The 19736-nt window shown below is 71.8% G+C and carries 21 protein-coding genes and 1 tRNA gene; 9 read left to right on the top strand and 13 right to left on the bottom strand.

Features of this window, described 5'->3' with window-relative positions:
• Window positions 1-105: 105 nt before the first annotated feature.
• The 4 genes from N8I84_RS20100 to N8I84_RS20085 all read right to left on the bottom strand — a co-directional run bounded on the left by N8I84_RS20100 (window position 106) and on the right by N8I84_RS20085 (window position 1746).
• Window positions 106-190: transfer RNA gene (locus N8I84_RS20100), tRNA-Ser, on the bottom strand.
• Window positions 191-258: 68 nt separating this feature from the next.
• The gene (tadA, locus tag N8I84_RS20095) at window positions 259-687 is read right to left on the bottom strand and encodes a tRNA adenosine(34) deaminase TadA (protein ID WP_263234829.1); all 429 of its coding nucleotides are present in this window, start codon (window positions 685-687) and stop codon (window positions 259-261) included.
• A gap of 65 nt (window positions 688-752) precedes the next feature.
• On the bottom strand, window positions 753-1286 hold the full coding sequence (locus tag N8I84_RS20090) for a tRNA adenosine deaminase-associated protein (protein ID WP_263234828.1): 534 nt from the start codon (window positions 1284-1286) through the stop codon (window positions 753-755).
• A gap of 274 nt (window positions 1287-1560) precedes the next feature.
• Window positions 1561-1746, bottom strand: coding sequence for a hypothetical protein (locus N8I84_RS20085; protein ID WP_200421759.1), 186 nt, complete (start codon window positions 1744-1746; stop codon window positions 1561-1563).
• A 97-nt stretch (window positions 1747-1843) separates the two neighbouring features.
• On the opposite strand from N8I84_RS20085, the gene upp reads away from it, so the two are divergent.
• Window positions 1844-2479 (top strand): uracil phosphoribosyltransferase, encoded by a 636-nt coding sequence (gene upp, locus N8I84_RS20080; protein ID WP_200421760.1) that lies wholly within the window; start codon window positions 1844-1846, stop codon window positions 2477-2479.
• 135 nt (window positions 2480-2614) lie between these two features.
• Here upp and N8I84_RS20075 read toward each other — a convergent pair whose 3' ends face one another.
• From N8I84_RS20075 to N8I84_RS20050, 6 genes are all read right to left on the bottom strand, one after another.
• On the bottom strand, window positions 2615-3262 hold the full coding sequence (locus N8I84_RS20075; RefSeq protein ID WP_263230802.1) for a LytR C-terminal domain-containing protein: 648 nt from the start codon (window positions 3260-3262) through the stop codon (window positions 2615-2617).
• A 147-nt stretch (window positions 3263-3409) separates the two neighbouring features.
• On the bottom strand, window positions 3410-3706 hold the full coding sequence (locus N8I84_RS20070) for a type II toxin-antitoxin system VapB family antitoxin (protein ID WP_004943146.1): 297 nt from the start codon (window positions 3704-3706) through the stop codon (window positions 3410-3412).
• 155 nt (window positions 3707-3861) lie between these two features.
• The gene (locus N8I84_RS20065) at window positions 3862-4035 is read right to left on the bottom strand and encodes a hypothetical protein (protein WP_263230801.1); all 174 of its coding nucleotides are present in this window, start codon (window positions 4033-4035) and stop codon (window positions 3862-3864) included.
• Between the two features lie 54 nt (window positions 4036-4089).
• Window positions 4090-4431: a hypothetical protein gene (locus N8I84_RS20060; RefSeq protein WP_263230800.1), complete on the bottom strand. Its 342-nt coding sequence runs from the start codon at window positions 4429-4431 to the stop codon at window positions 4090-4092.
• 128 nt (window positions 4432-4559) lie between these two features.
• Window positions 4560-5237 (bottom strand): HdeD family acid-resistance protein, encoded by a 678-nt coding sequence (locus N8I84_RS20055; RefSeq protein WP_263230799.1) that lies wholly within the window; start codon window positions 5235-5237, stop codon window positions 4560-4562.
• A 71-nt stretch (window positions 5238-5308) separates the two neighbouring features.
• Window positions 5309-5899 (bottom strand): HhH-GPD-type base excision DNA repair protein, encoded by a 591-nt coding sequence (locus tag N8I84_RS20050; RefSeq protein WP_263230798.1) that lies wholly within the window; start codon window positions 5897-5899, stop codon window positions 5309-5311.
• A gap of 86 nt (window positions 5900-5985) precedes the next feature.
• On the opposite strand from N8I84_RS20050, the gene N8I84_RS20045 reads away from it, so the two are divergent.
• The 8 genes from N8I84_RS20045 to N8I84_RS20010 all read left to right on the top strand — a co-directional run bounded on the left by N8I84_RS20045 (window position 5986) and on the right by N8I84_RS20010 (window position 16111).
• A complete protein-coding gene (locus tag N8I84_RS20045) occupies window positions 5986-6465 on the top strand; it encodes a cupin domain-containing protein (RefSeq protein ID WP_263230797.1) in 480 nt (159 codons plus the stop codon).
• Window positions 6453-7226 (top strand): SDR family NAD(P)-dependent oxidoreductase, encoded by a 774-nt coding sequence (locus N8I84_RS20040; protein WP_263230796.1) that lies wholly within the window; start codon window positions 6453-6455, stop codon window positions 7224-7226. Before N8I84_RS20045 ends, N8I84_RS20040 begins: the two co-directional genes overlap by 13 nt.
• Before the next feature lie 143 nt (window positions 7227-7369).
• Window positions 7370-9307 carry a copper resistance CopC/CopD family protein gene (locus N8I84_RS20035; protein WP_390898927.1) on the top strand — a complete coding sequence of 646 codons (1938 nt, stop codon included), beginning with the start codon at window positions 7370-7372 and terminating at the stop codon, window positions 9305-9307.
• 271 nt (window positions 9308-9578) lie between these two features.
• Window positions 9579-10892, top strand: a complete 1314-nt coding sequence (locus N8I84_RS20030) for an ABC transporter substrate-binding protein (protein WP_263230795.1) — start codon at window positions 9579-9581, stop codon at window positions 10890-10892.
• Window positions 10889-11875, top strand: coding sequence for a carbohydrate ABC transporter permease (locus tag N8I84_RS20025; RefSeq protein ID WP_263230794.1), 987 nt, complete (start codon window positions 10889-10891; stop codon window positions 11873-11875). Before N8I84_RS20030 ends, N8I84_RS20025 begins: the two co-directional genes overlap by 4 nt.
• Window positions 11872-12765: a carbohydrate ABC transporter permease gene (locus N8I84_RS20020; protein WP_263230793.1), complete on the top strand. Its 894-nt coding sequence runs from the start codon at window positions 11872-11874 to the stop codon at window positions 12763-12765. Before N8I84_RS20025 ends, N8I84_RS20020 begins: the two co-directional genes overlap by 4 nt.
• A 29-nt stretch (window positions 12766-12794) precedes the next feature.
• Window positions 12795-14108 carry a glycoside hydrolase family 36 protein gene (locus N8I84_RS20015; protein WP_263230792.1) on the top strand — a complete coding sequence of 438 codons (1314 nt, stop codon included), beginning with the start codon at window positions 12795-12797 and terminating at the stop codon, window positions 14106-14108.
• The gene (locus N8I84_RS20010; protein WP_263230791.1) at window positions 14105-16111 is read left to right on the top strand and encodes a beta-galactosidase; all 2007 of its coding nucleotides are present in this window, start codon (window positions 14105-14107) and stop codon (window positions 16109-16111) included. The genes N8I84_RS20015 and N8I84_RS20010 overlap by 4 nt, the downstream gene beginning before the upstream one ends.
• A gap of 118 nt (window positions 16112-16229) precedes the next feature.
• On the opposite strand, the gene N8I84_RS20005 is transcribed toward N8I84_RS20010, so the two are convergent.
• The 3 genes from N8I84_RS20005 to N8I84_RS19995 all read right to left on the bottom strand — a co-directional run bounded on the left by N8I84_RS20005 (window position 16230) and on the right by N8I84_RS19995 (window position 19607).
• On the bottom strand, window positions 16230-18296 hold the full coding sequence (locus tag N8I84_RS20005) for a SpoIIE family protein phosphatase (RefSeq protein ID WP_263230790.1): 2067 nt from the start codon (window positions 18294-18296) through the stop codon (window positions 16230-16232).
• Window positions 18297-18759: 463 nt separating this feature from the next.
• On the bottom strand, window positions 18760-19239 hold the full coding sequence (locus N8I84_RS20000; protein ID WP_263230789.1) for a DUF3618 domain-containing protein: 480 nt from the start codon (window positions 19237-19239) through the stop codon (window positions 18760-18762).
• On the bottom strand, window positions 19236-19607 hold the full coding sequence (locus tag N8I84_RS19995; RefSeq protein WP_263234826.1) for a phage holin family protein: 372 nt from the start codon (window positions 19605-19607) through the stop codon (window positions 19236-19238). The genes N8I84_RS20000 and N8I84_RS19995 overlap by 4 nt, the downstream gene beginning before the upstream one ends.
• Window positions 19608-19736 lie beyond the last annotated feature (129 nt).

The following is a 19736-nucleotide window of genomic DNA, read 5'->3' as shown; positions in this document are numbered from 1 at the left end:
TGAACGAGCTGCGGCCGTGTCCACAGGAATGGGCAACTGAGACGGAAACTGAGACGGACATACGCGAAGGGTCCGGCGTGGTGAGCCGGACCCTTCGTCTACCTGCGGTAGCGGAGGGATTTGAACCCTCGGTGACTTGCGCCACACTCGCTTTCGAGGCGAGCTCCTTCGGCCGCTCGGACACGCTACCGAGGGAGACCCTACCCCAAGGTGGGCCGTGGTCTGAAATCCGTTTCCGGGGATCACCGGGGCGGGAACTCAGCGGATCCGGAAGAAGTCCGTCAGCAGCCGTGCGCAGTCGTCCGCGAGCACACCGGCGATCACCTCCGGGCGGTGGTTCAGGCGCCGGTCGCGCACCAGGTCCCACAGCGACCCGACCGCGCCCGCCTTCTCGTCGCGCGCACCGTAGACGAGCCGCTCCACCCGGGACTGCTGCACCGCACCGGCACACATGGTGCAGGGCTCCAGGGTCACGACGAGCGTGCAGCCGGGCAGCCGCCACTCGCCGAGCGCAGCAGCGGCCCGGCGGAGCGCGACGATCTCCGCGTGGGCCGACGGATCGCCCGTCGCCTCGCGCTCGTTGTGACCGGTGGCCAGCACCGAGCCGTCCGGGGACAGCACGACGGCACCGACGGGCACGTCACCGCCTTCGACGGCCCGCGCCGCCTCGTCCAGGGCAAGACGCATGGCGTCCCGCCACCGGTCGCGCACCGGGTCGGGGGCCGGCGCCCGGTCCTCGGTCACCCGCACACCTAGCGGACGGTCTCCAGGACCTCCGAGGCACCCAGGGCCTCGGCGATCGCGCTGAGCGCGTCGTCGGCGTCCAGCGCGCGCAGCTCCTTCTCGGAGACACCGAGGTCGTCGAGGATCTCGCTGTCTCCCACGGGGCCGTGCGGCACGGCGGCGTCCGTACCGGGCGCGTCCTCGTCGTCGGCGTCCTCGGGCTCACCGTCCTCCGTGCCGTCGAGGTCGAGGGAGTCCAGGTCCGGACCGTCGTCGCCGGGCTCCCTTCCGAGCAGTTCGTCGGTGAGCAGGATCTCGCCGTACGAACTGCGGGCTGCGGCAGCGGCGTCCGAGACGTAGATACGAGGGTCGTCCTCGCCGTCCACGCGGACGACGCCGAACCACGCGTCCTCCTGCTCGATCAGGACGAGCACCGTGTCGTCGTCGGCCGAGGCTTCCCGGGCCAGGTCGGCCAGGTCGGACAGCGTCTCCACATCGTCGAGCTCTGTGTCGCTCGCTTCCCACCCGTCTTCGGTGCGCGCGAGCAGTGCGGCGAAGTACACCGTGACTCTCCCACTGGTCATAGGCGTGCCGGTTGGGGGTCCCCCCGGCGGAGGTTCTGGGCGGAGAGAGCTGGGCTCCGAGCCCCACCCACTCGGAATCGTGGCAGAAACAAGGCGTTCAGGGGACGTCTTCGGCTCCCTGTGTCTGGCTGTTTTGATCGCGAGCACTCGAGCAGAGCGGTCCACTCACCAGCGCACTCGTTGCCGCCACCTGCGGATCGTACGCGGCCTTTGCCGGTGTGGCCGCACGGCCACCCCCGCGGCGGCCGCGTCGCTACCAGCGGAAGGTGCGCATACGCATGGCATGACGCAGCCTTGCGGCCTTGGCGCGGCGGGGCTGGACGCGGGCGCGCAGCTCCCGTGCCTCCGCCAGTTCACGCAGGAACCTGGCGCGGCGCCGCCTGCGCTCGGCGTCCGACTCCTGTGCCTCCGGCTCGTCGGGGGACTCCTGGTCCGGCATCGTCACACCACCCCTGTTCCGTTCCTCCCACTTTCCCTCTGATGGGGGGTTCGATGCCAGGTCCGGACGGACGCGGTGGCCCGGTTACTGTGGGGGCATGCGTCTCCATGTCGTCGACCACCCCCTGGTCGCCCACAAGCTCACCACGTTGCGCGACCGGCGCACCGACTCCGCGACCTTCCGTCGCCTGGCCGACGAACTCGTCACCCTGCTCGCCTACGAGGCGACGCGGGACGTGCGCACCGAGGCGATCGAGATCGAGACGCCGGTCGCCACGACCACCGGCGTCAAGCTGTCGCGTCCGCGCCCGCTGGTGGTGCCGATCCTGCGCGCCGGCCTCGGCATGCTGGACGGCATGGTGCGGCTGCTGCCGACCGCCGAGGTGGGCTTCCTGGGCATGATCCGCAACGAGGAGACCCTTCAGGCCTCCACGTACGCGACACGCATGCCGGAGGACCTCTCGGGGCGGCAGGTGTACGTCCTGGACCCGATGCTCGCGACGGGCGGCACGCTCGTCGCGGCGATCCAGGAGCTGATCAAGCGCGGTGCGGACGATGTGACGGCCGTGGTGCTGCTGGCCGCTCCGGAGGGCGTCGAGGTCATGGAACGCGAACTGGCGGGCACGCCGGTCACGGTGGTGACGGCCGCGGTCGACGAGCGCCTGAACGAGCACGGCTACATCGTTCCGGGCCTCGGGGACGCCGGGGACCGGCTGTACGGGGCGGCTGAGTAGGGGACGTAAGGGCGGCACGGCCCCGGAACGGCTCCGGACCGGCCGTGCGGTCTCCGCACGAGACCGCACGGCCGCACCGCACGGGTCCGGGGACCGGGGACGGCGGCCGGTGTGGGTGCCGGGCCCGGAGGAAGCTCAGCAGCTCTTCTTGCCGGTGCTGCCCGGCGACGCCGTCGGTGTCGGGTTCGACAGGGCCGCCAGGGCCTTGTCCGCGTCCGGCTTGGCCGTCAGGGACTTGAAGCCGTCGCCGAGGATCAGGTCGAGGGACGCGTCCGTGCGGGCGTCCGTGCGCTGGTCGGCGCCCGCGAGCTGGGTGGCGAGAACCGGCAGCGCGCTGTGCAGGGAGGCCTTCGGGCCGAGCAGTATCCCGACGCCCTTGACCTTCTTGTCGTACTGCTGCGTCGCGTTGCCCACGGTGCCGATGTGGAAGCCGCGCTTCTTCAGCTCGTCCGCGGTCTCCTTGGCGAGGCCGCTGCGTTCCGTGGCGTTGAGGACGTTGACCGTGATCCGCCCCGGCTCGGGCAGGGCCTTGGCGGCGGCGGGCGAGGCGCTCACCTTGCCGGCGCAGTCCGCCTTGGGGCCGGACGCCGACGTTCTGCCACTGCCTCCGGTGAAGACGTCGATGAGCTGCACGGTTCCCCACCCGATCAGCCCGATGGCGGCCACGGAGGCGACGATGGCGACCACGAGCCTGCCGCGGCGCCGGGGCGGGCGCATCCGCGGGTACTTGTCCCCCGTGATCCGGTACTGGCCACCCATGCCAGGGGGAGTCAGCATGCTCATGGGCGCAGCGTAGTGCGCCCGGGCAGCAATGCCTACTAGATGATCATCAGACGCCCGGAGTCCAACCCGAAAGGGTCAACAGGCGTCCGTACGGCCCGCGGACGGCGGAAGCGGACCGCGGCGCCCAGGGGCCGTCTCGCGCAGGGGTCAGTCGAGTTCGAGCACCCGTGCGTGCAGTACCTGGCGCTGCTGCAGCGCCGCGCGGACCGCGCGGTGCAGGCCGTCCTCCAGGTACAGGTCGCCCTGCCACTTCACGACGTGCGCGAAGAGGTCGCCGTAGAACGTCGAGTCCTCGGCGAGCAGGGTCTCCAGGTCGAGCTGCTGCTTGGTCGTCACCAGCTGATCGAGGCGGACCGGGCGCGGCGCGACGTCCGCCCACTGCCGGGTGCTCTCCCGGCCGTGGTCGGGGTACGGCCGGCCGTTTCCGATGCGCTTGAAGATCACACGGAAAGCCTACCGGTCGACACGTTCCGGGCGCAGCCATGGCGACGGAGTGCGCCCTCGGAAAAGATGCGGTAAACGGGGCAAAAAGGGAGAGGGTTCGGCATGTGTGCGGGAAGTGGCGCGGCCGCCCCGCCGGGGGCGGCCGCTGTCATGGGTCACGGATGCGGACGGGTCCACGGCCGCCGCTCGCGGTCCCGCTCCGGCGGGATCGCCGGGGCGGACGGGTCCACCGCGTCGGGCTCCGGCTCGGGTTCCGGTTTCGGTTTCGTGCTGCGCAGGGCCTCGGCGCGCACCAGGGCGTGCAGGACCGCGTAGGGGTCGATGAGCATGTAAGGGTTCCTCGCGTTGCTGGTGGTGTGACGGTTCCGGGCGGGCCGGACCTGTCAGCAGCGCAGGACCACGGTGCGCAGGGCGTGCAGTGCGGCCGAGCGCGACGTCCGGGCGGGGGCGGGAGGCAGGTCGTCCGGGCCGGACGGCGCGGGGGCGGCCTGCGGTCCCGGTCGCAGCGGCGTGACGGTGCGGGGCCCCTGGAGGGTCGCGGTCCGCGGCGCGGGCGCGAGGACGTCGTAGTCCGCGTCGCACGCCTGGACCGCGGACGTGGGGGCGGCGTCCGCCTCCACCGCCTCGGTGTACGCGCCGGCCACGAGGAGGCTGACGAGCACCACGAGCACCCTGAGCCAGGCATACCGCCGAGCGGTGCGTGGGGGGTGCGGTGCGTGGCTCACATGGGGTCATCTCCCCGTCGGACGCGCGTCCTTCATCGTGTCGGCCCCGAGAACCGCTCGCACGGTGTACCGGCCGGGCGAGTGGTTGACGTTCTCCGCGTGATCACCACTGGATCGCCATGTGATCTTCACAGAGTGCGCGGGATCCGCCGCGCACCGCCCCGGATCCGAACCGCCGTGACGATCTCGAGGATGCCGACCACCACCAGCCACCACCCGGCGACCAGGGTCAGCACGGCGATCGTCCGGAACGGCGAGACGATCAGCACGATCCCGGCGATGAAGGTCACGACGCCGAGGAGGATCTGCCAGCCGCGTGCGGGCACCGCCGGATCGTGGGCGGCGGCCATGGCCTGGGTGATTCCGCGGATCAGCCAGCCGATCCCGATCCACAGTGCGAGCAGCAGGACCGACTCCAGGCGGCTGCGGAAGCAGAACAGGCCCAGCAGGATCGACAGGGCGCCGCTGATGAAGGCCAGGACGCGCAGCGAGGTGGTCTTGTGCGTGCCGAAGGCGGCGGCCAGTTGGAACACACCGCTGGCGAGCAGGTACACGCCGAAGAGCACGCCGGCAGCGAGCAGGGACGGGTCCGGCCAGACGAGGACCAGGACGCCGAGGATCAGCGACGCGACACCGGTGATCAGCACGACCTGCCAGGCGGTGCGGGCCAGGACGTGCAACGGCCCCTCGAAGGGCGGCTCCTGAAGGTCCCACGCCGGTCTCATCGCGTGCGTGCCGCGTGCGGCGTGGACATGACGGTCGTCGTATTCCGGTCCGCCAGGGGGCCCGGTCGGTGCGTCGGTCATGATCCATGCTGGGAACGGGTGCGGGCGCCCCGCCACCCCGGACGGTCCGACCGACTGACGCCTGCCGGCTGCTACCGATCGCCCTTCGCGGCCTTCGCCGCCGCCTTCATCTCCTGCTTGTGCGCCCGGACCTTCGCCAGGGACTCGGGCCCGGTGATGTCGGCCACGGACCGGAACGACGTGGCCTCTCCGTAGGGACCCGCGGCCTCCCGCCACCCCTCGGGCCGTACGCCGAGTTGCTTGCCGAGCAGCGCGAGGAAGATCTGCGCCTTCTGCTTGCCGAAGCCGGGCAGGTCCTGGAGCCGCCCGAGCAGCTCCCGCCCGCTGCCGGCGTCGGCCCACAGGGCCTCGGGGTCCCCGTCGCAGTGCTCGACCAGGTACTGGCACAGTTGCTGGATACGCCGCGCCATCGACCCCGGGTAACGGTGCACCGCGGGCTTGCGCGACAGCAGTTCCGCGAAGGCCTCCGGGTCCTGGGCCGCGATGTCGTGCGCGTCGAGGTCGTCGGTGCCCAGTCGTCGCGCGATCGTCCACGGTCCCTTGAAGGCCCACTCCATCGGGACCTGCTGGTCCAGCAGCATCCCGATCAGCGCGGCGAGCGGACTGCGCCCGAGGAGCGCGTCGGCCTCGGGATCCTGGGCGAGGTGAAGGGTGACGTCCATGACCCGATGGTCGCCCGGCGGCGCGCGGACCGCAGCCGGGGCGCGAGCCCGGCATGATCCAAACGATGAGGCCCTAGCCTGCTGCCGTGACGCCTGACGATCTCATCGCCCACTACGGACTGGAACCCATCCCACGTGAGGGCGGGCTGTTCCGCAGGACCTGGACGGGACCGGCCCGGGCGGACGGGCGGCCGGAGGGCACCGCCATCGTGGCCCTGCTGACCGCCGCCCCCGACGGCTACTCGGCCCTGCACCGCCTCCCGGCCGACGAGGTCTGGCACCACTACCTCGGCGACCCGCTGGAGCTGCTGCTCCTCGCCCCGGACGGCGGCGCCCGCACGGCCGTACTCGGCCCGGACGTCCTCGGCGGCCAGTACGTGCAGTTCACCGTGGAGGCGGGCACCTGGATGGGCGGCCGGGTCGCCGCGGGCGGCTCGTGGACGCTCTTCGGGTGCACCATGGCGCCGGGTTTCACCGACGAGGCGTACGAGCACGGCGACGCGGCCGAACTCACCGCGCGCTACCCGGCCGAGGCGGCCCGGATCGCGGAGCTGTGCCGGCCGTGAGCGGACTGCTGGAAGGGCAGGCGGCCCTGGTGACGGGGGCGGGCGGCGGCATCGGGCGCGGGATCGCGCTGCGGTTCGCCGAGGAGGGCGCCGCGGTCGCCGTCCACTGCCGTACGTCGCTCGGGGCGGCGGACGAGGTGGCCGCCCGCATCCGGGACACGGGGGGCCGGGCGGTCGTGCTCCGGGCGGACCTGACCGTGGAGGAGGAATGCCGGCGTCTGGTGGCCGAGGCCGCCGAGTGGGGCGGCGGGCGGCTGACGGCGCTGGTCAACAACGCGGGGGTGCAGCCGGTGCAGGAGCTGGCCGGGATGACGGCCGCCGAGTGGCGGGCCGTGGTCGACGCCAACCTCACGGGCGTGTTCGCGTGCACGCAGGCGGCCGTGGAGGTGATGCGGGGCGCGGGCGGCGGCACCGTCACCCACATCGCCTCCGTCGAGGCCACGCATCCGGCCCCGCTGCACGCCCACTACTGCGCCTCCAAGGCGGCCGTCGTGATGCACGCGCGCTCGGCGGCTCTCGAGTACGGGCCGTACGGCATCCGCGTCAACACCGTCTCCCCCGGCCTCGTCGACCGGCCGGGCCTGGCGGAGGACTGGCCGGAAGGCGTGCGCCGCTGGCAACAGGCGGCGCCGTCCGGCCGGTTGGGGCGCCCTGAGGACATCGGCGACGCCTGCGTGTTCCTGGCCTCGCCCCTCGCCTCCTGGATCACGGGCCACGACCTGGTGGTGGACGGCGGGGTGTCGGCCCGGCCCACCTGGTGACGCGGCTCCCGGAGACGATGGGCGACTCGGCCTTCGGCGGCCGGGATCACGCCGCCCGCCGATGAGAACAGGGCGCGCCGCGTCCGTACGTAACCGAGACCCGGAACCGGCGATACGGGAGACGTGACGTGGACGGAGGACGTGTGGACGGGGGGAGTCGGGGCGCGGACCGGCACGGGAGGCGGCTGCGGCACCTCGCCCTCGTCCTGCTCGTCGCCCCCCTGCTGCTCCTCGCGGGTGCCGGTTCGGCCTCCGCGCACGCCGCGCTGAGGGGCACCGACCCGGCGGACGGCAGTGTGCTGAAGACGGCGCCGAAGGCCGTCACCCTCACCTTCACCGAGGCCGTCGGTCTGCTGGACAACTCCATCCGGGTGTTCGATCCGGAGAACCGTCGGGTTCACACGGGCAAACAGGAACATGCGGACGGCCACTCGCACACGGCGCGGGTCACGCTGCCGGACCTGAAGCAGGGCACATACATCGTGGCCTGGCGGGTGGTGTCGGCCGACAGCCACCCGGTCTCCGGCGCGCTCACCTTCTCCGTCGGCAAGCGCTCGGCGACCAGGGCCGCCCTGCCGGACGACGAGGTCCAGGACGCCGCCTCCACGGCGCTGTACAACACGGCCCGCTACATCGCCTACGGCGGCCTCGCACTGCTGCTCGGCGCCACCGCGTTCGCCATGGTCACCGGCGTGGCGGCGCCGCGCGGACTGCTCGTGGGCGGCTGGTGGACGCTGCTCGCGGCCACGCTCGCCCTGCTGCTGCTCCGGGGTCCGTACGAGCGTGGCAGCGGCCCGGCGGCGGCCTTCGACCTCACGGTGCTGCGGGAGACGGCGACGAGCCGCCCGGGTCTCGCGCTGCTCGTGCGGGTGGCGCTGCTGGCGGTGGCGGCACCGGTCGCGGCGCGGGCCGGGGTGCTGCGCGCACCGGCCGACGGGCGTGGCCCGGTGGGTTCCGGCCGGCTCCGGTTCGCGATCGTGAGCCTTCTGTCGCTCGCGCTGGCCCTGACCTGGGCGGTGGCGGAGCACGCGTCCGCCGGGATCCAGGTGCCGCTCGCGATGACCTCGGCCGTGCTGCACCTGCTGGCGATGGCGGTGTGGCTGGGCGGGCTCACGGCCCTGGTGACGGTGGTGCAACGGACGCCCGGGGATCTGCCCGCCCCCGCGGTCGCCCGCTTCTCGCGGCTGGCGTTCGCCGCGGTCGCCGTCCTGGCCGCCACCGGCGCCTACCAGTCCTGGCGGGGCCTCGGCTCCCTCGACGCGCTCACCTCGACGCCGTACGGCAGGCTGCTCGTCGCCAAGCTGGCCGGGGTCGCCCTGCTGCTCGCGGCGGCGGGCTGCTCCCGTCGCTTCACGGCACGGCTCGCCGTTCCGGCGGCAAAGGTTCCGGCGGCGCCGCCGGAGCGGGTGCGGGAGACGGTGGGCGCCGCCTCGGGGGACGCCGACGCCGCCCACGTAGGGAAGGCCGCGCGCGTGCGGGACGCATCGCACGCACGGGGCGCAGAGGGCGTACGGGACGCCGTGGACGTGCGGACGGACACGGACACAGACCCTCAGGACGCACCGACGGGTCCCGCGCCGGGAGACGGCGCCCGCGCGCCCCACCTCCAGGCCCTGCGCCGCTCCGTGCTCGCCGAGATCTCCCTGGGGCTGGTCGTCCTCGCGGTCACCACCCTGCTCACCGGCACCCAGCCGGGCCGGGCGGCGGAGGAGGCGGCGGCGTCGACGGCCGCCGAACCGCCCCTCGGCTCCGCCACGGTGATCCCCTTCGACGTGGGCACCCCCGGCGGGCACGGCAAGGTGCAGATCGAACTGACGCCCGGCCGGGTGGGCGAGAACGGTGTCCAGGCGCTGATCTTCGGGCCCGACGGCGGCATCGCGACGGTCCCCGAGCTACGGCTCACCTTCACGCTCGAGGGCCGCGACGTCGGCCCGCTCGACGCCAGGCTCACCGACCGGGGCGGCTACTGGGCCACCGACACCCTCGATCTCCCGCTGCCGGGCCGGTGGACGATGAGGGCGACGGTCCGCACGAGCGACATCGACCAGGTCACGGTCTCGAAGACGGTGCGGATCGGCTAGCGGAACCACCGGCTCCACCGCGGCCCGCCGATAGGTGCTGTCTGAACCTGTTTACTTTCTTTGCCGGAAACTGTCCTTGAGTCGGCCCGGTGTAAGCGCTACCGATCAAGGACATGTCGGTCACGTTTCAAAAACGGCCCCCGGTGGCTCTTGACGTATGAGCGGACATTCGCGTCTTATGACGCCCACGATGTTTGGTCAAGTTGGATTCTGATCGTTTCTGACCCCTCGATCGGAGCCAGCCGGGACCCACTGCCCCCAGGAGCCGTCAATGCATCACTCACCCTCCGGTCTGTCCCTTCCCGGCCCGAGCCGCCGCACCCTGCTGCGCGGGATAGGCGGCGCCGCAGCGCTGAGCGCGGCCGTTCCCCTGCTGAGCGCCTGCGCCGGCAGCAGTGGCTCGGGTGGTGACTCGAAGACCGTCAGCCTGGGCTCCAACGCCTCGGACGCGGTGCCGAAGAAGGCGTTCGCCGACATCTACGCTGCCTTCCAGAAGAAGGACGGCATCAAGGTCGCGGTGAACACCAAGGACCACAACACGTTCCAGGAGCAGATCAACTCCTATCTGCAGGGCACGCCGGACGACGTGTTCACCTGGTTCGCCGGCTACCGCATGCAGTTCTTCGCGGCCAAGGGTCTCGCCTCCCCGATCGACGACGTGTGGCAGACCATCGGCGGGAACTTCCCCGACGCGATGAAGCAGCTCAGCAAGGGTGAGGACGGCAAGTACTACTTCGTGCCGCTGTACACGTACCCGTGGGCGATCTTCTACCGCAAGAGCGTCTTCGCCCAGCACGGCTACAAGGTCCCCACCACGTGGGACGAGCTCGTGGCGCTGTGCAAGCAGATGAAGAAGGACGGCCTGGTCCCGATCGCGTTCGGTGACAAGGACGCCTGGCCGGCGATGGGCACCTTCGACCAGATCAACTTCCGTCTCAACGGCTACGACTTCCACAAGTCCCTGATGGCGGGCAAGGAGTCGTGGACCGACGCGAAGGTGAAGGCCGTCTTCGACCACTGGGCCGAGCTGCTGCCCTACCACCAGGACGGCGCCGTGGGCCGCACCTGGCAGGACGCCGCGCAGACGCTGGTGTCCAAGAAGGCGGGCATGTACCTGCTGGGCTCCTTCGTGGCCCAGCAGTTCACCAACCAGGCCGACGTGGAGGACCTCGACTTCTTCGCCTTCCCGGAGATCAACTCCGCGTTCGGCCAGGACACCGTCGAGGCGCCGACCGACGGGTTCATGCTCAGCAAGAGCCCGAAGAACCACGCGGGTGCCGTGAAGCTGCTCGAGTACCTGGGCACCCCGGACGCCGAGGCGATCTACCTCAAGTCCGACCCGAGCGTGGTGGCCGCCTCCAGCAAGGCCGACACCTCCACGTACACGGCGCTGCAGAAGAAGGCGTACACGATGATCTCGGGCGCCAAGAACCTGACGCAGTTCATGGACCGCGACAGCCGCCCGGACTTCACCTCCACCGTGATGCAGCCCGCGCTGCAGAACTTCGTCCGTAACCCCAAGGGCGTGGACAGCATCCTGTCGTCCATCGAGCGCCAGAAGAAGACGATCTTCGCGTCCTCATGAGCATCGAAACCGGTATCCAGAACCCGGAGGCGGCCGCCGTGCCGCCTCCGGGCGGCGCGCCCGCCCAGAAGAAGAAGCGCGCCCCGCAGGGGCACAACCGCCTGCTCACCCGCCGCGACCGCGTCACCCTGGGTCTGATGGCGGGCGTTCCCACGATCCTGCACGTCGCGCTGGTGTGGGTCACGGCCCTCGCGTCGGTCGCACTGGCCTTCACGACCTGGGACGGCATCGGGTTCGACTCGATCAAGTGGGTCGGGCTGCAGAACTTCAAGCAGCTGTTCACCGACAACCCGCAGTTCTGGCCGGCCGTCGAGCACAACATCGTCTGGTTCGTCGTGCTCATCCTGATCCCGACCCCGTTCGGGCTCTTCCTGGCCGTGCAGCTGGACAAGAAGATCCGCTTCACCCGCATCTACCAGACCGCGTTCTTCCTGCCGGTCGTGGTGTCGCTGGCGGTCACCGGGTTCGTCTGGCAGCTCGTCTACAACCCCGACACCGGCCTGATCAACAGCCTCATCGGGGCCAACAAGCCCGGCCACTACATCGACTGGATCGGCAACCCGCACCTGAACCTGTGGGCCGTGCTGGTCGCCGCGTCCTGGCGGCACACCGGCTACATGATGATCCTCTACCTGGCCGGTCTGAAGGGCGTCGACCCGTCCCTGCGGGAGGCCTCCGCGCTCGACGGCGCGAACGAGTGGCAGACGTTCAAGAACGTCATCTTCCCCACCCTGCGGCCCACCAACACCGTCGTCCTGGTCGTCACCATCATCGAGGCCCTGCGCGCCTTCGACCTGGTGTTCGTCTTCAACAAGGGCGCCCAGGGCACCGAGCTGCTGTCGATCCTGATCACCAACAACATCATCGGCGAGTCCAGCCGGATCGGATACGGCTCCGCGATCGCCGTCGTCCTGCTGGTCATCTCGCTCGCGGTCATCATCCCGTACCTGATCGCGACCTTCCGGAAGGAGCGGCGCGCATGAGCACCCCCACCGTCGCGCTCGCTGCCAAGCAGCGCACCCCCGTCCGCCCGGCGAGGGTCCTGCTGCACGTGTTCCTCGTCGTCACCGCGCTGGCCTGGCTCGCCCCGCTCTTGTGGGCGATGTTCGCGGCCCTGCGGCCGTACTCGGAGACCAGCGCCAAGGGCTACGTCTCCTGGCCGGACAAGCTGAGCTTCGACAACTTCACGAACGCGTTCGAGCAGTCCGACATGATGCACTACTTCGGCAACACGCTGATCATCGCGGTCCCGGCCGTGCTGCTGACGCTGCTGCTGTCGTCGATGGTCGCGTTCTACGTCAGCCGCTTCGACTTCCGGTTCAACATCGCTCTGCTGCTGGTCTTCACGGCGGGCAACCTGCTGCCGCAGCAGGTCATCATCACCCCGCTGTACCGCATGTACCTGCTGATCGACCTGCCGGGCATCACGGTCAGCGGCAAGCTGTACGACTCCGCGCTGGGCCTGGTCCTCATCCACGTGGCGTTCCAGTCCGGCTTCTGCGCCTTCGTGCTGAGCAACTACATGCGGATGCTGCCGCACGAGCTGACCGAGGCCGCGCTGGTCGACGGCGCGTCGGTGTGGCGGATGTACTGGCAGATCGTGCTGCCGCTGTGCAAGCCCGCGATGGCGGCCCTGGCGACGTTGCTGTCCATCTGGATCTACAACGACTTCTTCTGGGCCATCGTGCTGATCTCCACGGGCGACAACATGCCGATCACCTCGGCGCTGAACAACCTGTCCGGGCAGTACTTCACCGACCCCAACCTGGTCGCCGCCGGCGCGCTGCTCACCGCGATCCCCACGCTGATCGTGTACTTCGTGCTCCAGCGCCAGTTCGTCAGCGGCCTGACCCTGGGCGCCAACAAGGGCTGACCGACCCCTTTTTTCCGAGAAGAGAAACTGTGCACCACCCCTTCACGCCGCTCGCCTCCGTGCCCGTGGACGTCGCCCGTGCGCGGGTCCACGAGGAGGGCTGGCAGTCCTGGAGCCCGAGCGGCGCCTACGCCCTCGGTGAGAAGCCGCACCGCCCGGCGAACGACAACTGGGCGACCGTCTGCTACCGCCCCGGCCGCACCGTCCCCCCAGGCGTCTTCCAGGGTGAGGGGCTGCTGGCGCTCGACCCGGGCGACGGCACGCCGGTCAGGCTGTGGGCGGCGACCGACCTGTACCGCGCCGTGCCCTCCATCCGGCTGGAGGTGCACGGCGACCGGGCCGAGGTGAGCGCGGACGGGCCGGTCCAGGAGCTGACCGGCCCGGACGTCCAGTCCGTCCTCGCCGAGTGGGCCGACGGCCTCGGCGTGGCTCCGCCGCGCCCCGCGCCGACCGTGTGGTGCTCCTGGTACGAGTACTTCACCGAGGTCACCGAGGACGACATCCACGAGAACCTGCGGGCGATGGACACCCTGGACCTGCCCGTCGACGTGGTCCAGATCGACGACGGCTACCAGAGCGCCCTCGGCGACTGGCTCACCCTCTCCGGCCGCTTCCGCTCCCGTGCCGGCATCGCCGACACGATCCGGGCGCGCGGCCGCAGGGCCGGCATCTGGACGGCGCCGTTCCTGGTCGCCCCGGACAGCGAGCTCGCCACGGCCCACCCCGACTGGCTGGTCCGGGACACCGAGGGTGCGCCCGTGCACGCGGGCCACAACTGGGGCCACGAGCTGTACGCCCTGGACACCACCCACCCGGATGCGGCGGCGTACCTGACGCACGTCTTCGCCACCCTGCGCAGCGAGGGCTACGACTACTTCAAGGTCGACTTCCTCTACGCGGGCGCCCTGGACGGCGTACGGCACTCCGGTGCCGACCCGCTGACGGCGTACCGGGCGGGCATCACCCTGATCCGTGACGCCATCGGCCCGGACGCCTACCTGCTGGGCTGCGGCGCGCCGATCCTGCCGTCCATCGGCCTGTTCGACGCGATGCGGGTCAGCCCCGACACGGCCCCGCACCGCCGCCCGGAGGCGGACGACTTCAGCCAGCCCGGGCAGGACTCCGCCGAGTTCACCGGCCGCGCACGCCAGTGGCAGCACGGCCGCCTCTGGATCAACGACCCCGACTGCCTGATGGCTCGCCCGGCCGTGGAGACCCGCGAACGCTGGGCCGCCCATGTCGAGGCCACCGGAGGCCTGATGGCCTCCAGCGACCGTCTGCTGTCCCTGGACGCGTGGGGCGTGGCCACGACCCGCCGTCTCCTCACGAGAGGCGCCCGATGAAGCGCAGCTTGTCCCTACCCGGCATCGCCTACGGCGGCGACTACAACCCCGAGCAGTGGCCCGAGGAGGTCTGGGCCGAGGACATGCGCCTGATGCGCGAGGCCGGGGTCACGATGGTCAGCGTCGGCATCTTCTCCTGGGCTCTGCTGGAGCCCGTCGAGGGCGTGTACGACTTCTCGCGCATGGACCGGATCCTCGACCTGCTGCACGAGAACGGCATCGCCGCCGACCTCGCCACGCCCACCGCGGCCCCGCCGGCCTGGTTCTTCCGGGCCCACCCCGAGGCGCTGCCCGTCGACCGCGACGGCCGCACCCTGTCCTACGGCAGCCGGCAGACCTTCTGCCCGTCCAGCCCGGCCTACCGGGCGGCGGCCCTGCGCATCGCGGGCAAGCTGGCCGAGCGGTACGCCGACCACCCGGCCGTCGCGATGTGGCACGTCCACAACGAGTACGGCTGCCACAACGCCGAGTGCTACTGCGACACGAGCGCGGCGTCCTTCCGGGGCTGGCTGCGCGCCAAGTACGGCGACGACCTGGCGGCGCTCAACCACGCCTGGGGCACCGCCTTCTGGAGCCAGTGGTACTACGACTGGGACGAGATCCTGCCCCCGCGCGCGACGGGCGCCGTGCCCAACCCGGCCCACCAGCTGGACTGGCGCCGCTTCTGCTCCGACGAGCTGCTGGCGCTGTACACGGCCGAGCGGGACGTGCTCAGCGCGGCGGCCCCCTCGATCCCGGCCACCACCAACTTCATGGTGAACTTCAGCTTCGAGGCGCTGGACTACTGGCGCTGGGCCCCGGAGCTGGACGTCGTCTCGAACGACCACTACCTCCGCTCGACGGACCCCCGGTCGCACATCGACATCGCGCTGAGCGGTGACCTGATGCGCTCGATGGCGCGCGGGCCGTGGTTCCTGATGGAGCACTCCACGGGAGCCGTGAACTGGCAGCCCGTCAACCGCGCCAAGGGCCCGGGCGAGCTGCGCCGCAACGCCCTCGCGCACGTGGCGCACGGCGCGGACGGCATCGCCTACTTCCAGTGGCGGGCCTCCAAGGCGGGTGCCGAGCAGTGGCACTCGGCGATGCTGCCGCACGCCGGGACGGACAGCCAGATCTGGCGGGACGTGGTCCGCCTCGGAGCCGACCTGAAGGCGCTCGCGGAGGTGCGCGGCAGCACCGGCACCGCCGACGTCGCGATCGTCTGGGACTACAACGCCCGCTGGGCCCTGGAACTCCCCTCCCAGCCCAGCGCCGAAGTCCGCTTCGCGGAGCTGGTCCGCGCCTGGTACGAGCCGCTGTGGCGCGCGGGCGTCGCCGTCGACTTCGTCCGCCCCGACGCGGACCTGTCGCCGTACCGCCTGGTCCTGGCGCCCAGCCTCTACCTGGTCGACGACGCGGGCGCGGCGAACCTCACCGGGTTCGCGGAGCGCGGCGGAACCCTCGCGGTGGGCTTCCACAGCGGGGCGGTGGACGAGAACTGCCACGTCCGGCTGGGCGGTTACCCCGGAGCCTTCCGTGAGGCGCTGGGCGTCAGGTCGGACGAGCTGTTCCCGCTGCTGCCGGACGAGTCGGTGCCGCTGAGCGGCGGCGGGACGGCGACCCTGTGGTCGGAGCGGCTGCGCCTGGAGGGCGCCGAGGCCGTGTCGTCGTACGAGGAGGGCCCCCTGAAGGGCGTGCCCGCGGTGACGCGCCACGCGCACGGCGAGGGCACCGCCTGGTACGTGGCGACCCGGCCCGACCCGGACACCCTCGACTCCCTGCTGACCCGCATCCGCACCGAGGCGGGCGTGGAGCCGGTGCGGACCGCCCCGGAGGGCGTGGAGGTCGTCCGGCGGCGGGGTCCGTCCGCGGACTACCTGTTCGTCATCGACCACACGGGCCGCGGCGCACGGGTGACCGTCGCCGAGGACGCCGTGGAGCTGCTGACGGGCAAGCCGGCGCCCGGCTCGGTGACCGTGGAACCGGGCGAGGTGGCGGTCGTGCGGGAGCCCCGGAGGGCGTGACGCGACCGTAAGAGGGGCCCCGGCCGACCTGACCTCGGCCGGGGCCCCTTCCTTGTCTCCTCCGGGTTGCGCGGCCCCCCTCGACTGTTCGGCCGACCGTTCGGCGATGCGCGTGCCCCTACTGGGCGCGGGCGACGAGGAGCGCGACGTCGTCGTGGTCGTCGGGATGGCGCAGGCCGTGCAGCAGGAGGTCGCAGGTCTCCTCCAGGGGCCGCTGGGGCTGGTCGAGGAGGGCGAGCAGCATGTTCAGACGGTCGTCGATGGAGTGATGGCGGGTCTCCACCAGGCCGTCCGTGTACAGGACCAGCAGGTCACCGGGGTCCAGATCGGTGGTGGCGGTCTCGAAGGGGATGCCGCCGACGCCGAGCGGGGCCCCACTGGGCAGGTCCAGCAGCGCCGGGGCACGGCCGACGCGGGCCAGCGCGGGCGGCAGGTGTCCCGCGTTGGCGATACGGCACAGCTTCCGGTGGGGGTCGTACACCGCGTACAGACAGGTGACGATGTAGTGCTCCAGATCGCAGGTGATCTTGTCGAGGTGCTGGAGCACCACCTCCGGGGCGAGGTCGAGGTCGGCGTAGGCGCAGGTCGCCGTGCGCAGCCGGCCCATGGTGGCGGCGGCGTCGATGCCGTTGCCCATGACGTCGCCGACGACCAGTGCCGTCTTGTCGCCGGTCAGCGGGATGACGTCGTACCAGTCCCCGCCGACCTCACTGGTGGTCTGGGCGGGCTGGTAGCGGGTGGCGAGGTCCAGGCCGGTGTGGTGCGGGGCGTGGTCGGGCAGCAGGCTGCGCTGCAGGGTGAGGGCGGTGTTGCGGACGCTTTGGTACCAGCGGGCGTTGTCCATGGCCACGGCGGCCCGGCCGGCCAGCTCGGTGGCCAGGATGACGTCGTCCTCGTCGAACGGCAGCGGGTTGCGGGTGCGCTTGAGGTCGAGGGCGCCGAGCACCTCGCCGCGCGCGATCAGCGGCACCGCTAGGTAGGAGTGGACCCCGGCGCGTGCCAACAGCGTGGTGCCCTCGGGGTCGCGGGCGATGCGCTGTAGATCGTGCTCGCCCACATGGCGCACCAGGACCGGCCGGCCGGTGTGCACGCACAGGGTGACCAGCCGGTCGCCGTCGTAGGCGGCGAGGTCGCCGGGGGAGTCGGCGGCGCGCAGGGCCACGGTGGGATGGGCCGCCTTGAGGGCCAGGGCGCGGAACAGCTCCGGACCGCTGTCCAGTTTGCCGGTACGGCGGAAGGCGAGGGCGGAGTCGAGGACGTCCACGGCGACCACGTCGGCGAGCTCGGGCGCGGCGACCTCGGCCAGCTCGCGGGCGGTCTGCTCCACCTCCAGGGTGTTGCCCACGCGGGCGGAGGCGTCGGCGATGAGGGCGAGGCGCCGCCGGGCCCGGTCCGCCTCGGTGGCCGCGCGGTGCCGCTCGGTGACGTCGACGACCGAGGTGGCGGCGCCGAGCACGCGTCCGCCGGGGTCCTCGAGGCGGTAGAAGGAGAGGGACCAGGCATGGTCGTGGTCGGGATCGGCGGGGGTACGGCCCACGTGGTACTGGTCCAGGAGCGGGGTGCCGGTGGCCAGCACCTGGTGCAGGGCGGACTCGATGGTGTCGACGTCGGCGAAGGGCGCGGTATCCCGCAGATGCCGCCCGATGTGCTCCTCGGCGGGAATGCCGTCGATGCGCTCCAGGGCGGGGTTCACCAGGAGGTAGCACAGGTCGGGGTCCATGAGGGCGAGGCCGATCGGGGACTGGTTGACCAGCCGCTCGCACAGCGCCAGGTCGGTCTCCAGACGCTGGAGGATGGTGTGGTCGGCCGCGATCCCCAAGGCGTAGATCTCCCCGCGGTCGTTCCACAGCCGCATGTTGCGGAACTCCATCATCCGGGTGTCGCCGTCCTTGTGCCGGATGGGGAAGGCACCGGCCCAGCTCCGGCCGGTCTCCATCACCTCGCTGAAGAGGCTCAGCACGGTCTGGAAGTGCTCCGGGTCGACCAGCAGCCGCGCCGCGAACTGCCCGAGCGCCTCCTGCGGGGTGTAGCCGAACAATTCCTGGGCCTGCGGGCTCCAGAACACGATGCGCCCGCTCTGGTCCAGCACCACCGCGGCGACACTGAGCACGTCCAGCAGGCCGGTCCGCCCGGGGTGCCCGGGGCCGGACTCGTCGCCGTCCACCTTGAAGGGCTCGGCTGACATCGGGACCTCCCTCCGCCTGCCGGCGCGGCATGGCGCCCTGTACCGCCGTCGATCCACGCCTGAATCAGGCTTCCGGTATCTCCATGCTGCCCCTGGGCGGGTGACCTGGACAGCCGGGGAAGCCGGGGGCAGCCGCAGCCGGGAACCGCGCCGGGTGCCGCTTCGGGGGGCGGGGTCGTGTTCCTGCCGCCCGGCCCCGACCGCCACACGGCGCGCGACGCATCCGCGCCCCACCGGTGACGACAGGGCAGAGGCCGGGGGCAGCCGCAGCCGGGCGCCGCTTCGGGGGCGGGGTCGTCGTGTTCCTGCCGCCCGGCCCCGACCGCCACACGGCGCGCTACGCATCGGCGCCCCACCGGTGACGACAGGGCCTGGACGGCCCGGCTCCTGCGCGGGCCGACCGCGGACCATCACGAGCGGGCGCCCCCGCCACGGCTTCCGCGGCGCCGGGCCAGCCACAGCGTCACGGCGCGGCGGCGGCCACCAGCAGCACGGTGCGCTTGTCCCGTGCCGCCCGGGCCCCCAGGGCCGCCTTCTGCCGCAACGGCTCGGGCGCCCTCTCCTCCCACACCCGCCCGGCCTGTGCCGCCTGCGCGCGGGCCTCGCCGACAGCACGGGCGGCGTTGTCCCTGACCGTGCCGGGCAGCTTGTCCTGCACCTGATGCGCGACACCGGCGGCCTTGGCCTTCAGCTCGATGGCCTTCGCCGCGGCCTGCTCCTTCACCTCGGCCGCCTTCGCCGCGGCCTGCTCCTTCACCTCGGCCGCCTTGACCGCGGCCTGCTCCTTCACCTCGGCCGCCTTCTCCTGGGCGCGGGCCTTGACGTCGGTCCTGGCCACCAGCGCCTCCACCGTCTGCCCCAGCTCCTCCCGGCTGTGCTCGAGCTGTACGCGCAGTTCCTCCGTGCCCTCGGCGGTCCGCTCGTCGTGAGTCGGCTTGGTCATCGGTGCGCACTCTCCTTGATCTCGGCCAGGTCGGCCTTCACGTTCTCGATCGTCTGCTCGGGCGTGGGCGGTGCGGCCCGGCCGACCTGCTTCTTCCCGGTCACGGCCAGGACCGCGGCGACGACGCCCAGCGCCGCGGTGACGATCAGGGCGGCGGCCCACACCGGCAGCGGCACCGCCAGGGCCGCGACGACCGTGGCCACCAGGGCCTGCAGGGTGAGCAGGCCGACGACTCCGGCGCCGCCGAACAGGCCGCCGCCCTTGCCGTAGCGCTTGCCCTTCTCCTTCATCTCCGCCTGCGCCAGCCTCAGTTCGCCGCGCACCAACTCCGTCAATTGCTGCGAGGCCCGCTGCACCAGCTCACTCACCGGCTCCTGACCGGAGCGGTTCACGCTGTGGTCGCGTCCGGCGTAGTGCGGCTGCGTGCTCGTCACGGAGATCACCACCCATCCGTATCGGTTCCTGCGATCGGCCGACGCCCTGGCGCCCCGACCGTC

Origin of the sequence: Streptomyces cynarae (assembly GCF_025642135.1) — a bacterium.
Lineage (GTDB): Bacteria > Actinomycetota > Actinomycetes > Streptomycetales > Streptomycetaceae > Streptomyces > Streptomyces cynarae.
This window is presented reverse-complemented; position numbering and strand designations above follow the sequence as displayed.

What these genes read in the sequence shown, in the direction of transcription:
- tadA (WP_263234829.1), bottom strand. Translation starts at nt 687, where the DNA reads ATGCGTCTTGCCCTGGACGAGGCGGCGCGGGCCGTCGAAGGCGGTGAC.
- N8I84_RS20085 (WP_200421759.1), bottom strand. Translation starts at nt 1,746, where the DNA reads ATGCCGGACCAGGAGTCCCCCGACGAGCCGGAGGCACAGGAGTCGGAC.
- upp (WP_200421760.1), top strand. Translation starts at nt 1,844, where the DNA reads ATGCGTCTCCATGTCGTCGACCACCCCCTGGTCGCCCACAAGCTCACC.
- N8I84_RS20075 (WP_263230802.1), bottom strand. Translation starts at nt 3,262, where the DNA reads ATGAGCATGCTGACTCCCCCTGGCATGGGTGGCCAGTACCGGATCACG.
- N8I84_RS20065 (WP_263230801.1), bottom strand. Translation starts at nt 4,035, where the DNA reads ATGCTCATCGACCCCTACGCGGTCCTGCACGCCCTGGTGCGCGCCGAG.
- N8I84_RS20055 (WP_263230799.1), bottom strand. Translation starts at nt 5,237, where the DNA reads ATGACCGACGCACCGACCGGGCCCCCTGGCGGACCGGAATACGACGAC.
- N8I84_RS20050 (WP_263230798.1), bottom strand. Translation starts at nt 5,899, where the DNA reads ATGGACGTCACCCTTCACCTCGCCCAGGATCCCGAGGCCGACGCGCTC.
- N8I84_RS20030 (WP_263230795.1), top strand. Translation starts at nt 9,579, where the DNA reads ATGCATCACTCACCCTCCGGTCTGTCCCTTCCCGGCCCGAGCCGCCGC.
- N8I84_RS20025 (WP_263230794.1), top strand. Translation starts at nt 10,889, where the DNA reads ATGAGCATCGAAACCGGTATCCAGAACCCGGAGGCGGCCGCCGTGCCG.
- N8I84_RS20020 (WP_263230793.1), top strand. Translation starts at nt 11,872, where the DNA reads ATGAGCACCCCCACCGTCGCGCTCGCTGCCAAGCAGCGCACCCCCGTC.
- N8I84_RS20010 (WP_263230791.1), top strand. Translation starts at nt 14,105, where the DNA reads ATGAAGCGCAGCTTGTCCCTACCCGGCATCGCCTACGGCGGCGACTAC.
- N8I84_RS20005 (WP_263230790.1), bottom strand. Translation starts at nt 18,296, where the DNA reads ATGTCAGCCGAGCCCTTCAAGGTGGACGGCGACGAGTCCGGCCCCGGG.
- N8I84_RS20000 (WP_263230789.1), bottom strand. Translation starts at nt 19,239, where the DNA reads ATGACCAAGCCGACTCACGACGAGCGGACCGCCGAGGGCACGGAGGAA.